This window comes from Psychrobacter sp. Pi2-51, assembly GCF_904846665.1.
Taxonomy (GTDB): Bacteria; Pseudomonadota; Gammaproteobacteria; order Pseudomonadales; family Moraxellaceae; genus Psychrobacter; species Psychrobacter glaciei.
This window is the reverse complement of the sequence record NZ_CAJHBP010000001.1, coordinates 238150-252948: the sequence shown is the minus strand read 5'-3', so window position 1 is coordinate 252948 and position 14799 is coordinate 238150. Positions and strand designations below refer to the sequence as shown.

At 44.3% G+C, this 14799-nt stretch carries 12 protein-coding genes and 1 pseudogene; 8 read left to right on the top strand and 5 right to left on the bottom strand.

The window, feature by feature from the left end; genetic code table 11:
• The first annotated feature begins 3 nt into the window (after positions 1-3).
• The 5 genes from ureC (at position 4) to JMY08_RS00985 (ending at position 5081) form a co-directional block, all read left to right on the top strand.
• Positions 4-2136, top strand: a complete 2133-nt coding sequence (gene ureC, locus JMY08_RS01005) for an urease subunit alpha (RefSeq protein WP_227679552.1) — start codon at positions 4-6, stop codon at positions 2134-2136.
• Between the two features lie 74 nt (positions 2137-2210).
• Complete coding sequence (ureE, locus tag JMY08_RS01000) at positions 2211-2777, top strand: urease accessory protein UreE (protein WP_201588641.1); 567 nt, start codon at positions 2211-2213, stop codon at positions 2775-2777.
• Positions 2770-3585, top strand: a complete 816-nt coding sequence (locus JMY08_RS00995) for an urease accessory protein UreF (RefSeq protein ID WP_201588639.1) — start codon at positions 2770-2772, stop codon at positions 3583-3585. Before ureE ends, JMY08_RS00995 begins: the two co-directional genes overlap by 8 nt.
• Positions 3586-3623: 38 nt before the next feature.
• The gene (gene ureG / locus JMY08_RS00990; protein WP_201588637.1) at positions 3624-4277 is read left to right on the top strand and encodes an urease accessory protein UreG; all 654 of its coding nucleotides are present in this window, start codon (positions 3624-3626) and stop codon (positions 4275-4277) included.
• A 117-nt stretch (positions 4278-4394) separates the two neighbouring features.
• Positions 4395-5081, top strand: a complete 687-nt coding sequence (locus JMY08_RS00985; protein ID WP_201588635.1) for a HupE/UreJ family protein — start codon at positions 4395-4397, stop codon at positions 5079-5081.
• A gap of 283 nt (positions 5082-5364) precedes the next feature.
• Here JMY08_RS00985 and JMY08_RS00980 read toward each other — a convergent pair whose 3' ends face one another.
• The 3 genes and pseudogenes from JMY08_RS00980 to JMY08_RS00970 form a co-directional block, all read right to left on the bottom strand.
• The gene (locus JMY08_RS00980; protein ID WP_201588633.1) at positions 5365-6072 is read right to left on the bottom strand and encodes an ABC transporter ATP-binding protein; all 708 of its coding nucleotides are present in this window, start codon (positions 6070-6072) and stop codon (positions 5365-5367) included.
• Between the two features lie 64 nt (positions 6073-6136).
• Positions 6137-7396, bottom strand: coding sequence for an ABC transporter permease (locus JMY08_RS00975; RefSeq protein WP_227679551.1), 1260 nt, complete (start codon positions 7394-7396; stop codon positions 6137-6139).
• A pseudogene (locus JMY08_RS00970) lies at positions 7393-8634 on the bottom strand (efflux RND transporter periplasmic adaptor subunit). The gene JMY08_RS00975 and the pseudogene JMY08_RS00970 overlap by 4 nt, the downstream one beginning before the upstream one ends.
• 265 nt (positions 8635-8899) lie before the next feature.
• On the opposite strand from JMY08_RS00970, the gene JMY08_RS00965 reads away from it, so the two are divergent.
• Positions 8900-9796 carry a 3-hydroxyacyl-CoA dehydrogenase gene (locus tag JMY08_RS00965; protein ID WP_201588631.1) on the top strand — a complete coding sequence of 299 codons (897 nt, stop codon included), beginning with the start codon at positions 8900-8902 and terminating at the stop codon, positions 9794-9796.
• A 326-nt stretch (positions 9797-10122) separates the two neighbouring features.
• Here JMY08_RS00965 and JMY08_RS00960 read toward each other — a convergent pair whose 3' ends face one another.
• A complete protein-coding gene (locus tag JMY08_RS00960) occupies positions 10123-11220 on the bottom strand; it encodes an L-dopachrome tautomerase-related protein (protein ID WP_201588629.1) in 1098 nt (365 codons plus the stop codon).
• A gap of 212 nt (positions 11221-11432) precedes the next feature.
• Complete coding sequence (locus JMY08_RS00955) at positions 11433-11888, bottom strand: DoxX family protein (protein ID WP_201588626.1); 456 nt, start codon at positions 11886-11888, stop codon at positions 11433-11435.
• A 161-nt stretch (positions 11889-12049) separates the two neighbouring features.
• Between JMY08_RS00955 and JMY08_RS00950 the strand changes: the two genes are divergently transcribed.
• On the top strand, positions 12050-12967 hold the full coding sequence (locus JMY08_RS00950; RefSeq protein WP_201588623.1) for a LysR family transcriptional regulator: 918 nt from the start codon (positions 12050-12052) through the stop codon (positions 12965-12967).
• A 508-nt stretch (positions 12968-13475) separates the two neighbouring features.
• Positions 13476-14738: an MFS transporter gene (locus JMY08_RS00945; RefSeq protein ID WP_201588620.1), complete on the top strand. Its 1263-nt coding sequence runs from the start codon at positions 13476-13478 to the stop codon at positions 14736-14738.
• Positions 14739-14799 lie beyond the last annotated feature (61 nt).

Here is a 14799-nt window from a genome sequence, read left to right as displayed (position 1 = left end):
AAAATGACGATGAAAGTAGGCGAATATAAGATTAAAGCAGGCGATATGGCATTGAATGCTGGTCGCTGTGTTCAAACCATAGCAGTAATCAATACCGGCGACCGCCCTATTCAAATCGGTTCTCATTATCACTTCTATGAAGTCAATGCAGCACTGAGCTTTGATCGAGAGTCGACGCTTGGCTATCGACTCAATATCCTATCTGGCACTGCGGTACGTTTTGAGCCAGGACAAGCGCGCGAAGTGGAACTGGTTGCCATCTCAGGTAGACAGCATATCTATGGTTTTGCTGGCAAAGTTATGGGCGTTGTAGACCCTAAAATCTCTCAAACTACCTCGAAAAAACGCATTGACCGACGTATTTATGCTGAGCATTTTGGCCCTACCACAGGGGATAAGGTACGCTTGGCCGATACGAATTTATGGCTTGAGGTTGAGTATGATTTGACCAGTCATATTGATCACCAGCCTGACATTGATAGCGTCAGCATCGGTGAAGAGGTTAAATTTGGTGGTGGTAAGGTTATCCGCGATGGCATGGGTCAGTCACAGCTAATAGGTGACCAAGTTGCCGATACCATTATTACCAATGCTTTGATTGTGGACTATAGCGGTATCTATAAGGCAGATATCGCTATCAAAGAGGGTCGCATTAGTGGCATCGGTAAAGCTGGCAACCCTGATATTCAGCCTAACGTGACGTTACCTATTGGCGCTGCTACCGAAATTATCGCAGGAGAAGGTAAAATCTTGACTGCTGGCGGTATCGATAGTCATATTCACTTCATTGCACCGCAGCAATGTGAGACGGCATTGATGTCTGGTGTAACCACGATGTTAGGCGGTGGTACGGGACCTGCTGAAGGTACTCTTGCCACTACTTGTACGCCTGGTGCTTATCATATTCACAGCATGCTAAAAGCCACTGATGCTATTCCGATGAACATCGGATTCTTAGGTAAAGGCAACGTTAGTCTACCAGCGCCAATTGTTGAGCAAATCGAAGCAGGAGCTATCGGGCTTAAACTTCATGAAGACTGGGGCTCCACGCCCAAAGCCATTGATAACTGCCTTAGCGTGGCTGAAGAATATGATGTGCAAGTGGCTATTCATACTGATACGTTAAATGAAAGTGGCTATTTAGATAGCACTCTAGGCGCGTTTAAAGACCGCTGTATTCACACCTTCCATACCGAAGGCGCTGGCGGTGGTCATGCACCAGATATCTTAAAAGCTATTGGCGAAACCAATGTTTTACCCTCATCAACCAACCCGACGCGCCCTTTCACCATTAATACTATTGACGAGCATCTCGACATGCTTATGGTTTGTCACCATCTAAGCCCAGCCATTGCTGAGGATGTCGCTTTTGCAGAAAGCCGTATTCGTAAAGAAACCATTGCCGCTGAAGATATTTTACAAGATATGGGTGCCATCTCCATGATGAGTAGTGATTCGCAAGCGATGGGACGCGTGGGAGAAGTCATTATTCGCACGTGGCAAACGGCTGATAAAATGAAAGCCCAGCGTGGTCACCTTGCTCCTGATCAATCAGCTAAAACCGAGCAGTCCTTAGACAATATCATGCTCAGTCCTACGGATTCTGATAGCGGCAATGACAACTTTCGTATCAAACGCTATCTCGCAAAATACACCATCAATCCCGCTATTACCCATGGCATTAGTGATGAAGTGGGATCACTTGAGTTGGGAAAATGGGCAGATTTAGTGTTGTGGTCGCCTGCATTTTTTGGTGTCAAGCCTGATTTAATTATAAAAGGCGGTTTGATTGCAGCGGCACCTATGGGTGACCCCAATGCTTCTATCTCTACCCCGCAGCCTGTGCACTATCGCAGCATGTTTGGCAGCTTCCCCAAGACAGTGGCGCAGACTTGCATCACCTTTATGTCAAGTGCGGCTATTGATAAGGGTGTTGATAGGCAATTAGGATTAGAAAAGGTCATCAAAGCGGTACACAACATTCGCAAGGTACGCAAACAAGACATGAAGTTTAACAGCTACTGTCCTCAGATGGAGGTCAACCCTGAGACCTATGAAGTCTATGCCGATGGTGAGCTGCTGACCTGTGAGCCTGCCGACTATCTGCCAATGGCACAGCGCTATTTTTTATTCTAGCTGCTTTTTATTGTCGTGCTGATAATCCCCTATCAGCTGTGAATCATCTACTTTAACGGACTATAAAAATACTTATGAACATTTATACGCAACGCCTCGATCCATCAACCCTTAGCGCTGAACAACAAGCCGTGATTGATGGCCAAAAACAGGCAGAAAACTTTTTATATTTAGATTTCGATACCCGTCAGCGTAGCCGTTTTAAAGCAAAAACCCAGCATCAAGAATCCATTGGTGTTGATTTGCCACGTACGGAAACCATTAAGAATGGCAGTGTGCTAGCAGACCATCAAGGTAATTTAATACAGATTATGGCTGCCAAGCAAGCTTTAATCGAAGTGACTGCCGATAATGACTTTGACCTTATGAAAGGCGCTTACCATTTAGGCAACCGCCATGTGCCTTTAATGCTGACCCCTACTGCCCTCTACTTTGAGCCTGACCATGTTTTAGAAGCGATGTTACATCAACTTGGCCTACATACCCAAGCCGTACAAGCGCCGTTTGAGCCAGAAACGGGTGCTTATAAAGGCAATCAAGGTGGACATTCTCACTCCCATGATCATGGTAATAATCATAATCACAATCATAGTCATCACGATCATGACCATTCACACACCCATGGCAACTCTCATGACTAATCATGCCACGCACTCCCAGCATCCCGCCAGTACCGCACAAGGTATGAATGATCTGAATCATGCAGATTTGACCGGACGTTTGCTCATGCTGGCGTCAAGCAACTTACCTATTGGCAGTTATACCTACTCGCAAGGCATAGAACCTGCTATTGAGTCAGGGCTTATTCATGATGAAAGCAGTAGCATGGATTTTATGAGTGATTATCTGGAGCTGGCATTGTGTCGTTATGAGCTACCGCTACTAGCGCTAATGATAGAGGCACTTATGATTGAGGATGTCGCACTTGCTGATGCTCTAGGTGCAGATTACCACGCTAGCCGCGAAACCAAAGAGTTCGTTTATGAATCAAGTCAATTGGCTCTGTCTTTATCCGCATGGCTTGATAATGTCCTTGAGCTTAATGTACCTGATAGCTTACTCACTCATGGGTTTTTGCCACTGTTTGCCCATATCAGCTCGCACTGGCAATTTAACCCTGTACAAGCCATGACCACTTACGCTTTTGGTCAAATCGAAAATATGGTGCTGGCTGCGGTCAAGACTGTACCGCTTGGACAAATGGCAGGACAGCGAATCATTTGGCAGCTGCAACAGCTATTAAGCCAACAAGTACAGCCACTGGCTGCTCGCGTCAAGCAAAGCTTTTTGTACGCTCAAAGGCTGTCGTTAATGGCAGATACACCTGACATAGCGATATCAAAGCTAAATCTACTTTATCAACAGCTACAAATATCAGCTAACCTACCAAATTTAGCGCTCCTGTCTTGCCAGCATGAAAGGCAATACAGCCGCCTATTTCGCTCTTAATCGCTGATAACCCAAACACTTATTGAGGACATTTATTTATGGCACTAACTCCTAAAGTCGAAAACAAACATTCAGACACGACATTATCGCCATTACGCTTAGGTATTGGTGGCCCTGTAGGCTCAGGAAAAACGGCATTGACGCTGAGATTGTGTCAACGCCTGCGCGATGACGTCAACATGGCAGTAGTGACCAATGATATTTATACCAAAGAAGATTCTGAATTTTTAACGCGTCATGAGGCCATGCCAGCCGAGCGCATTCGTGGTGTCGAAACGGGTGGCTGCCCGCATACTGCCATCCGTGAAGATGCCTCGATTAACCTATCTGCCATCGCCGAATTACAGCAGCAGTTTGCAGGTCTTGAGCTTATTATCATCGAGTCTGGTGGCGATAATTTGGCAGCAACTTTTAGCCCTGAATTATCCGACTTGACGCTATATGTCATTGATGTCTCGGCAGGCGACAAAATCCCTCGTAAAGGCGGCCCTGGTATCATGAAATCGGACTTGCTCATTATCAATAAAACCGACCTTGCCCCTTACGTAGGCGCGTCACTTGAGGTGATGGCACGTGATGCCAAAAAAATGCGCGGCGATAAGCCTGTGGTCTTTAGCAACATGAAAACGGGTGAAGGCGTTGATGACATTGTTGCCTTTATCCTTGATAAAGGCATGATAAACATAGCGTAAGACCATGCCTATAATGCCACATGCTATGGCATAAATAGCCGTTCTTAAAACTACTAAATGATAAGCGGGTTATCAGACAGTGATCATATCGATTAGCTTACACATTAAGGATTTATCATGACCATAAAAACCTCACAAACCATGACACGCAAAAACCTGACTAACAAAACGGCAATGGTTAGTGGCTTAGCACTGCTAACATGGTTGGCAATGCTACCGACACTGGCATTTGCTCACCCAGGACATGGCTTGATAGTAGCAGAGGGCATATTTAGCACTTCAGTATTGTCTGGTATATTGCATCCTTTAACTGGGTTCGACCATCTGATGCTAGCACTGGGCATGGGCTTGCTATTTACCCAAATGCACAGCTTCAAAAAAGGCTTTGCCTCATTAGCCATTGGTTTGGTAGCAGGGTTTGCGTTGAGTTTAAGTGTGAGCCTTAACAGCACGTTGATTGAATTCGGTATCCTACTGTCTATCGTCTTATTAACCCTAGCACTTATGAGCCGCTACTTTAACCATGCACCGAATCAAAGCAACGAGGCATCAGTAAACACATGGCATAATTTAGCCATCGTTGGCTTTGGTGCACTCGCTATGTTCCATGGTGCGGCACATGCCATTGAAGTTCCTGCCAACAGTAGTACTGCTGGCTTCTTTATCGGTATGATTGTTGCCATGCTAAGTCTATATACTGTCGGCAAAGGTGTTGCTACCTATCTAAACACTCATCTGCAAGACAGCTTGATTGTTCAACGTGTTATAGCTGTTGTCGGTTTATGCGGTGTGCTGTTGAGTTAGTTTTGGCAGAATATCAGCAGCTTTATTAAACATCGCTTATCCATGCTAATGATCTATTATAAGAGCCTTCGATAACATTGACCTATGCTTTCAAATACGTAGACATTAACTTAGGAGATTCGCGTATTGTAGTTTCATAAAAACTTCCTCTATGATGGTAGGATAAAATTGGTTAAATTTTCTTATTAATAATTGTAATGATGAGCGGTTACTTATCTAATCAAGCACGCCGCTAATATTAGGGTCTGTTGAACATTCAAATGTGGAACAGACCCTATATTTCTTAACTATTCAACGTATCACTATCAATACGACCATCAACCAAGTTAATCGTTCGATCACAAGATGCTGACAAGCGCGGATCATGAGTAACCAGCAATACTGCGCAATCACGTTCCTGATGGACTTTTCGGAATAGCTCGAACACTTCTCCGGCCGTAACGGTATCCAGATTACCCGTAGGCTCATCGGCTAATAATAATGCAGGCTCAGTTATAAGCGCTCTAGCAATGGCGATACGCTGTTGCTGTCCACCTGAGAGCTCGTTAGGTTTGCTGTCAGCAAAGCGCTCTAGACCAACCGCTGCTAGCAGCTCGCGCGCTTTTTGAATAGCGAACTTATCTGCACGACCCTGTGTTAGCGTTAGAGGCATCAAGATATTATCTAAGGCACTGAAAGCTTGAATTAAATGATGAAACTGAAACACGAAGCCGATACTACTGCCGCGCAAAGCGGTGCGACCGGCATCATTCATAGCACTGGTTGCTTGACCCAACAGATACAGCTCACCGCTAGTTGGCTGATCCAATAACCCTAGCACATTTAACAAAGTACTTTTACCTGAGCCTGAAGGACCAATCAGGGCTGCAAAATCATCAGTACCAATAGTTAAGTCAATACCGTGAAGCACCTCAATCTCATTAGGCTGACCGATGTTATAAGACTTTTTGAGCGCCTCTAAACGCAAGACTTCGTGAGATTGTCTGGACATAAGGGTTAACGTCTTATTAGAAAAATTAGTAGAACGGCTGTTAAGAGTGTCTGTGGAATCATTATTAGACATAGCGAATAGCCACCACGGGATCAAGTGCCGCTGCTCGCCGCGCTGGAATAGCGGCGGCTATCACACCGGTTAGCGTTGCTAACGACATGGTCACTAAGATCAAGTTTATCGATATTGGAATCGTAAATATATTGGGTCCAAAGGTATTAAAAGACCATACCAATACATAGCTGACGCCACTACCGACAATCGAGCCTAACAAACCAAATACAGCCCCTTGAATCAAGAATATTCGCAAAATTTGCTGTCGGGTCGCGCCCATTGCTCGTAGGATACCAATCTCTCGCGTACGCTGAACCACACTGACCGACAACACACTGGCAATGCCAAAAGCCACCGAAATCGCTACAAAACCTACGATCATATTGCTAGATAGGCTTTGAGCAGTCAGACCGCTCAGCAGTTGGGCATTGGTCTTTATCCAGCTTTCTGCTTGTAGCGAGGTCAAACGTCCAACTTGCGCAGCGATCTCCTCCGCTTCAAAAATGTCTTCAACAGTCAGATCAATAACGGTGATACCACCCGGCAAGTTTAGTAAGGACTGCGCTTGTTTTAGGTCTAGATAAACGTAGCGTGCATCGAGCTCTCGTACGCCAAGCTCGAATATACCAGCGATATTGACTACAGCGCTGTTGTTATTGAGATTATTATCGCGACTACTATCATCATCGTCTTGACCGCTATCTAAGCGCAGTTTGCTACCGACTTCTACACCCAAGTTTTTAGCCAATTCACTGCCAATCAATACATTATCTGCGCTCACTCGTAGCTCGCCACTGATTAAATATTCACTGAGTGGTATGATTTTTTGATAGCGCTCCAGATCAGTACCGACTAGTATCACTGACTCTAATGCCTCACCACGCCGTACGAAACCAGGCCCAGATACGTTTGGTGATACTGCTGTTAAGAGAGGCAGCTGATCTAAAGTATCAGTGATTTGCTGCCAATTATTGATTGAACGCAGGCGCTGCGGACGCTTGTCCTCTTGTATCAGTTGTAGCGTATCATCAACAGGCGGCGCTATTAGGTTGACTTCATCTGGCGATACTAAGCGAATATGTGCCTGACTACCAAGGGTGCTATCAATAAGGTTGGTCTGCAATCCTTGAATCAATGCGGTGATAAATATAATAACCGCAACACCTATTGCCACTCCCAACGTAATCATCAGTGACTGTATTCGTCCCTCGCGCAAAAAACTGATGGCAATGTTTGCATCAATCCAAAATCTACCAAAAAAAGCCGTCAATTGACTGTCTCCACTGATTGGCTCTTATCATTTGCCGTCGTTATCTTGTCAGCATCAGTATTAGCAAAAGGGGCTGCTTGCTGAACGGTTCTAACTCGTGCGCCATCAGCTAGTGAGGCAGTGGCATCAACCAAGATCTCATCGCCTGCGCTTAAACCTGAGAGCACCTCTGATGCTGACAACCCACGCAATCCTAATCTCACTTGCTGGCGTTGTACTTGACCATTGCGCAATAGCAAAACGTCAGCATTGTCTTTTTTGACATTGGCTAACGCATCATTAGGAACCACCACCGCTTTTGCACGTCGATCCGTTTCGATATTTACTGATACCGTCATATCTTGACGCAAAAACTCAGGTATAGGATCGACGGCCAATCTCACTTCTACCGTACCACGCTGTGGATCTATGCTTGGCGCAATAAAGCTGATACGCACTGGGAATGGCTCGTCAGGATAAGCATCAGCAATAGCGACCGCTTGTTGCTCAACTTCTAGGCTTGATAAATTACGCTCATCAAGCGGTACTCGTATCTCAGTATTACCATCGAGAGCGATAGTGAATAAGCTCTGACCCGGCTGTACTAACTCCCCTATCTCAACATTACGAGTCAAGATAGTGCCGGATACTTTGCTACGTACTTGCGTCTTGTTGAGCTGCGCCTGCAATGCTGCGATACGGGCACGTAATAAGTCCTCCTCTACACCACCAGTGGATAATGCCTTTGCTTTGAGGCGGGCGTTTTCAAGGTCATTACGGGCTTATTTTTGCACTTGGATTGCCTGCTCCATTTCTTCATCAGAAATGGCCGAGATGGCCGCTAACTCACGCCTCCGCTCGACATTACGGCTAGCTTGCGCCAATGCAACTTCGGCATTGGCCAAATCCACTGCTGCCTGTGGACGATTACTACTGACCAGCTCTGCCAGTTCTGCTTCTGCTTGACGCACTTGAGCGGTAATTTCATCGGCGCTAAGAACTAGCAATAAATCACCAGCTGCTACTTGCTGACCTTCCTGTACCAGTCGTTCTAATACCACACCAGACACTTCACTACCAATCTCAGTACGTGAGACTGCAACGATACGTCCAGTCGCTACTACCGTCTGTACCAGAGGCATAGAAGATACTTTATAGCTTGGTAACAGCGGTCCTTGCCACCAGCGAAACACTAAAAAACCTGCGACAGCTATAAGTAATAGTGCGCTAACAATAGATTTATAAGGAATAGCGCGCAATGAGTTTCTCCAGTTCATAGTAAAGAGCTATCTAAGTGTAGCACCTGCTAAATTTGATTATTATCAAATATTACCGGAAAGAATTAATTATCATAAATAAACTCAACCATCACCAAGATGTAATGGTCAACTAATTGAGGACCGACCCTAATATTTTTATAGAAATGAAGGTTGAATAATAAAGTAAATTGACTTAATAATAGGTCTATAAGTTTTAGACATTTATCTAGCGACTTATATCCACTACTTTTAGGAAATGAATACAATGACGTATAAAAATGTAACGGTCGCTGGAAGCGGCATCCTAGGCTATCAAATTGCTTTTCAAGCCGCATTCCATGGCTTTAATGTCAGTGTCTATGACATCAATGATGAGGTTTTGGAAAAAGCAAAGTCAAAGTTTCCATTGATGAGCAAGGCTTTTCGAAAAGATTTGGGAGCAACGCAAGAGCAATTGGACAAGACCTTTGAAAATCTTAGCTATACCTCAGACTTAGCAGAAGCAGTCAAAGATGCCGATCTAATGATTGAAGCCATTCCTGAGATTCCTAAAATTAAAATCGAATTCTATGAAAAACTTGCCAAACTAGCGCCAGAGAAAACGATATTTGCCACCAATACCTCAACCTTACTCCCTAGCCAGTTTGCGGCATCAACGGGACGACCTGCTCAGTTTTTAGCCCTACATTTTGCCAATAAAATTTGGATGCATAATGTCGCTGAAATCATGGGGCATCCTGGCACAGATCCTAAAGTGTTTGATGATGTTGTTGCTTTTGCTACCGCCATTGGCATGGTGGCACTACCGCTGGATAAGGAGCAACCCGGCTATATAATGAACAGTTTATTAGCGCCTTTCATAGACGCAGGCCTGCAATTACTAGCCAAAGAAGTTGCCGATCCGCATACAATAGATAAGACGTGGATGATAGTGACTGGCGCGCCTGTAGGGCCATTTGGCATATTGGATACGATAGGTATCAATACGGCCTACAACATCACTAAGCTAGCCGCTGAAACGACTCAAAACCCAGTCAGATTCAAGGCCGCTAAGTATCTAAAAGAGCAGTTGATCGATCAAAATAAACTGGGTGCTGCGACTGGCGAAGGATTTTATACTTATCCAAACCCTGCCTTTATGAATCCTGACTTTTTGAAATGACAAATAGACTATAAATTCGGCTTTTACTCACCAGTTTGCCTTGCTCTGCAAGCTGGCTTATCAGCAATAGCTTTCTTTTCTCTCCGCAGCATAGTTTTTGATATATCATCAAAAATAAATGATTTAGTTTACTAGGGTGTGTCTTCATTTTGAAAATGGTGATAAAAATGAGATAAATTGCAGCCAAGCAAGAAAAATAGTGCAGATAATATTGGGATATTGACCAGCTATTTGATGCAGTTTGGCAAGATTTAGCCCATTTAGCCCATTTAGTTGCTTTCGTTCAGATTGAGGACACTCCCTAAACAAGATAACCTGTATTTACATTACCGACCTACCCACACTCTGTAGATATAGTAAGGTGGCTGACCTTGATCGACGGTGCCAGTGAACTGTGGTGTTTTGTGTAATTGATTGACTGCAACATATAACCATCCATTTGCATCTAAAGACACATTGTCAGGCCAATCGAATCGACTGTCTCGTACCAACGAGGTTAGCTGTCCTTTATTATCAAGCACATCTACGCCATTATCGTTTAAGTTGGTAAAGTAGTGGTTGCCGTGACTGTCTGTAGTAGCACCATCAGATACGGGCTTGTCACCAACACGGATAATGCTATTGCCGATCTGTTCATCGCTGGCATTTGCTCTAAATAAGGTCGCGTCTAAGCTGTACCAAGACTTACCATTCATCGCGCCAAAATAAATCGTATTGTTATCGGCGGACATCGTGATTGGGTTGATACCATTGTTTGTCGGCTCACCACCTAGCATGATATCCACGCCATTGATCACCATTTTTGCGTCAGCTTCGGGTTGTAAAGCGACGTGATTGCCAAAACGACGTATTTCATTGGTATTCATGTCAATGGCAATAATAGCTGGATTGGGAATATCAGCTAAATAAATCCATCCGTTCTTTCTATCAACCACTAAATCTTGCACAAAGCTATTTTTTGGTGCGATGTCTGTAGGTATATCGATTTTGCTAATTAATGCACCGGTTTTAATATCAAAGCCCCAAACACGAGTTTTACCGACGTGCTGACCCATATCAACAATCCATAACCCACCTGCATCATCTTTGGTGATACCTAGTGGCGTATCAATGGTCGCTTCACCATACTGACCTTTAGGTGATTGAAACTTATTTGAAGGCCAAGGCTGATAACTGTTGGCGCCAGTCACTTCAAATAACTGCACTCCCTGTTCGCCGTCGTTCGGATGCACGGTAGAAAACACCCGACCATCGCTAGTAGCCATGACATTCCCTGGCCGAATAGGTAACCCGATAACTGTTTCTATCTGTCCCGATGTCGCCACTTCATTTTTTACTTGAGGAGCGGATATAGCTTCGCTCTTTAATAAACTACATCCTGCTAGGGCTATAGTGGCTAACCCAATAATAAAAATGTTTTTCATCGTTGATTCCCAAATATTTAAAGAGGCCTATGATAGCCTTTTTATCTATTAAACAATACGGGCTGCTTGGCTATGATTGATTACCCATCAGCTATTACCCCATTGCTCTTTATTTCAATGACAAATAAAGCGCTGGTACGTGTCAACATTGAGATTAAAAAAGCACAATTTTTCGCAGGTTTTATCTTCGATCGTTATTTAACCGACCCTCGTTATTTAACCGACCCTATTTTCTCTGATAACGCTTTATCCAGACTAAGAGAACCGCCACCTTGTACGGCTAAAGCAAGCAAAGCGACCATCAAGACTAAGGCGTATTCGTAACCACCATCAGCGGCAAATAAACCATTACTGATATGTACAGAGAAGATCGCAACTAACATCGTAAATGCAGCAACCAGTGCGGCAGGTCGTGTGAGTAAGCCCAAGACTAATGCAAGACCACCAAAGAACTCAGCGCCGCCTGCCAATATCGCCATTAGCAAACCAGGCTCCATACCCATGCTACTCAGCCATTGCGCAGTGCCTGCTAGCCCATTGCCACCGAACCAACCAAATAGCTTTTGCGCGCCATGGGCAGCCAAAATCAAACCTATTGGCACACGTAATATTAGAGCAGCTGCACCAGCATTTGATAGTAAAGCTTTATGTAGTATTGACGTTTTCACTAATGATTACTCCATCATGTTTATTGTTTAAAGTTGTTCGATCTATTGGAATGAGCACACTTTACTATCAATAAATTAAAAGAGTAAGATAGATAATATTGAATGATTAACAACACAACGTTTATAATTGCTGTGACGACTAACTAGTAGCAGGAAGTAATATGGACAGAATCGATGCGATGCGTACCTTTGTAGCGGTGGTGAACGAGGGCAGCTTTAGTAAGGCGGCAACTACTACACAGCTCTCACCACAACTGGTCAGCAAATATATTGCAAAACTAGAGGAGCAGCTACATACTCGCCTGCTCAATCGTACGACTCGTAAAGTAAGCGTGACTGAGGCTGGCAGCCAGTATTTTATCCATGCGCAGCAGATTTTATTGAGTATTGATGAAATGGAGGCGCAATTGGGTGGTTTACAGCAGCTCCCTAAAGGTATCTTACGAATCAGTGCGCCCGTCTCGTTCGCCTTAAAGCATATGGCAAAATTGGTCACTGACTTTCAAGCACGATACCCTTCAGTCACTGTTGATCTACAGCTAAGCGACCGAAAAGTCGATATTGTTGAAGAAGGGTTTGATGTTGCCCTGCGTATTGGACAGCTTGAAAGCTCATCACTTATTGCTAAGAAAATCGCACCTATTCGTGTGGTTTTGTGCGCATCACCCGACTATCTTAATATTCACGGTACGCCTAAACGACTTGAGGATTTAGAAGCGCATCGCTATTTGCATTATAGCTATATGAATATAGACACTAAGGGACAAGTTTTCAAATACCTAAAAGCCAAACAACTCAAGGAAAGTAGTGTTTTTCGGAGTAACAATGGTGATGTATTGGTAGAGGCAGCCATTGAAGGCGCTGGATTGGTATTACAACCGACCTTTATTGCTAGTAAAGCATTAAATGCTGGCAAGCTAGTCATAGTGCTACCTGAATATGAACCGACCCCTATCGGGTTATATGCCATCTATGCCCATAGAAAACTGCTACCTCACAAAATCAGGTGCTTTATTGATTTTATGGCAGACTATTATGGTACACCGCCATATTGGGATGAATGTATCAGTAGGAAGTGATTACAAACTTCAATGCTCAACCACTAATCTATTAATACTTACGGTTGCCTTGAAAATTTGAACGCGAATAAGCAACTGAGAGATCTATATATCAAAGAAAAATACTACTGTAATAGTAGAAAGACATCCGTATGAAGACTGTACTGTAGAAGTAGTACTCAAAATGCCATTCCCTCAAATGTTCTGGCATTTTTTTATGTCATTCATGAAGTATTTAGCTTCTTATGTAAAACCCTATTGAACGAACGTTCAGGCAAAGTTATACTCATTTGTATTGTGCATGATGATGATTAGAGAGATCTAGTCGATATCCGTCGCTAAGGAAGCAGAAAAAGCTGCTTATATCAAGATCATGCCGCAATCGCTTGGAAATTCTACGAGACCTAAACACAAAAGGATGTGTGTAAAATGGGTAATACTTTAAGCCAGATAACCGCTTTATTCGATCTATCTAACATGAGCACTGTGATCGCAAAACGTGCTCTTCTCCACTTATCGGAGAATCACAATGCATGATGAGATCATTCAACAAGAAGACCAAGGTCGCACGCCTCCCCTTAGACTAGGTGGATTACACTATGCTTGGATAGTAGCTGCCACAGGCGCTGTGGCAATGTTTTGCGGACTTGGCTTAGGACGATTTGCCTTTGGGATGCTGTTGCCATCTATGTCGGCTTCTTTGGAATTAAACTATACTCAAAGCGGCATATTAGGGTTTACTAACCTGATAGGCTATCTCGTCGCCGTTATTTTAAGCCCGCTCCTCCTACCTCGATTTGGTACTCGAGCTACTGGGACGGCCAGCCTTCTCTTAATTGCTGCCTCCATGCTTGGTATGGCTTTTACCACAAGCTTCCCCCTACTATGCACACTTTATGTGGTCACTGGTATTGGTAGCGGCGGCGTGGTTTTGCCGATGATGAGCGTCATGTCGCATTGGTTTTTTCCTTCGCACCGTGGTCTTGCCTTAGGCCTGGTCATGGCTGGTCCTGGGTTTGGCATTATTTTGTCTGGCTTTGTCGTCCCAAAACTCCTGCCTGTTTCCACACTACTGTCTTGGCAGACAGGCTGGCTAATTTTTGCGGTTATCAATGTTGTGGTGGCTTGTCTTACTTTCACTTTGATTCGCAATCACCCAAACGATGTCAATCAAAGTCCTTTTGGGCGCACTCCAACCTTGCCTGTAAAGAATAAGAAAAAACTAGAGCGTAGCAATATCAAGCTGCTTGTGCATTTGGGCATTATATTTGCTATTTATGGCGCCACTTATATGGTTTACGTGACTTTTATCGTGACTAGCATGGTTGGCTCATATCAACTGAGCGAAGCGACTGCAGGTGGCATTTGGGCATGGATTGGGCTGCTTAGTGTCTTTTCAGGTATGCTCTTTGGCTGGATTTCTGACCACATTGGCAGACGTCTTGGACTCGCTCTGGCTTTTTTCTTTCTGGCCATCGCTTATCTGCTGGTCGGATTGACCGATTGGACTTTAGGACTGTATATGTCCATCATTCTGTTTGGCTTGGTGGTCTGGAGCGTGCCTGTCATTATGGCAGCCTCCGCTGGCGATTATTTCGGACCTGCGGCGGCAGCAAGTGCTCTTGCGGCACTGACTTTTGCTTTTTCGGGTGGGCAGGCGCTCGGACCAGTGGCAGCAGGTTATCTCGCAGAGCTTACTGGCGACTTTAGTATCAGTTATATGATGTCTGGCATTGCCGCCTTTGTCGCGATTGGACTCGCCTTATTATTACGACCACAAAAGTCTGTCTAATAAAAATTATCGCTACAGTTGACCTTAATAAAACAAATAATTGGTCAAAATACACTTGAAC

What these genes read in the sequence shown, in the direction of transcription:
- JMY08_RS00965 (WP_201588631.1), top strand. Translation starts at nt 8,900, where the DNA reads ATGACGTATAAAAATGTAACGGTCGCTGGAAGCGGCATCCTAGGCTAT.
- JMY08_RS00960 (WP_201588629.1), bottom strand. Translation starts at nt 11,220, where the DNA reads ATGAAAAACATTTTTATTATTGGGTTAGCCACTATAGCCCTAGCAGGA.
- JMY08_RS00985 (WP_201588635.1), top strand. Translation starts at nt 4,395, where the DNA reads ATGACCATAAAAACCTCACAAACCATGACACGCAAAAACCTGACTAAC.
- ureE (WP_201588641.1), top strand. Translation starts at nt 2,211, where the DNA reads ATGAACATTTATACGCAACGCCTCGATCCATCAACCCTTAGCGCTGAA.
- JMY08_RS00950 (WP_201588623.1), top strand. Translation starts at nt 12,050, where the DNA reads ATGGACAGAATCGATGCGATGCGTACCTTTGTAGCGGTGGTGAACGAG.
- ureG (WP_201588637.1), top strand. Translation starts at nt 3,624, where the DNA reads ATGGCACTAACTCCTAAAGTCGAAAACAAACATTCAGACACGACATTA.
- JMY08_RS00945 (WP_201588620.1), top strand. Translation starts at nt 13,476, where the DNA reads ATGCATGATGAGATCATTCAACAAGAAGACCAAGGTCGCACGCCTCCC.
- ureC (WP_227679552.1), top strand. Translation starts at nt 4, where the DNA reads ATGACGATGAAAGTAGGCGAATATAAGATTAAAGCAGGCGATATGGCA.
- JMY08_RS00980 (WP_201588633.1), bottom strand. Translation starts at nt 6,072, where the DNA reads ATGTCCAGACAATCTCACGAAGTCTTGCGTTTAGAGGCGCTCAAAAAG.
- JMY08_RS00995 (WP_201588639.1), top strand. Translation starts at nt 2,770, where the DNA reads ATGACTAATCATGCCACGCACTCCCAGCATCCCGCCAGTACCGCACAA.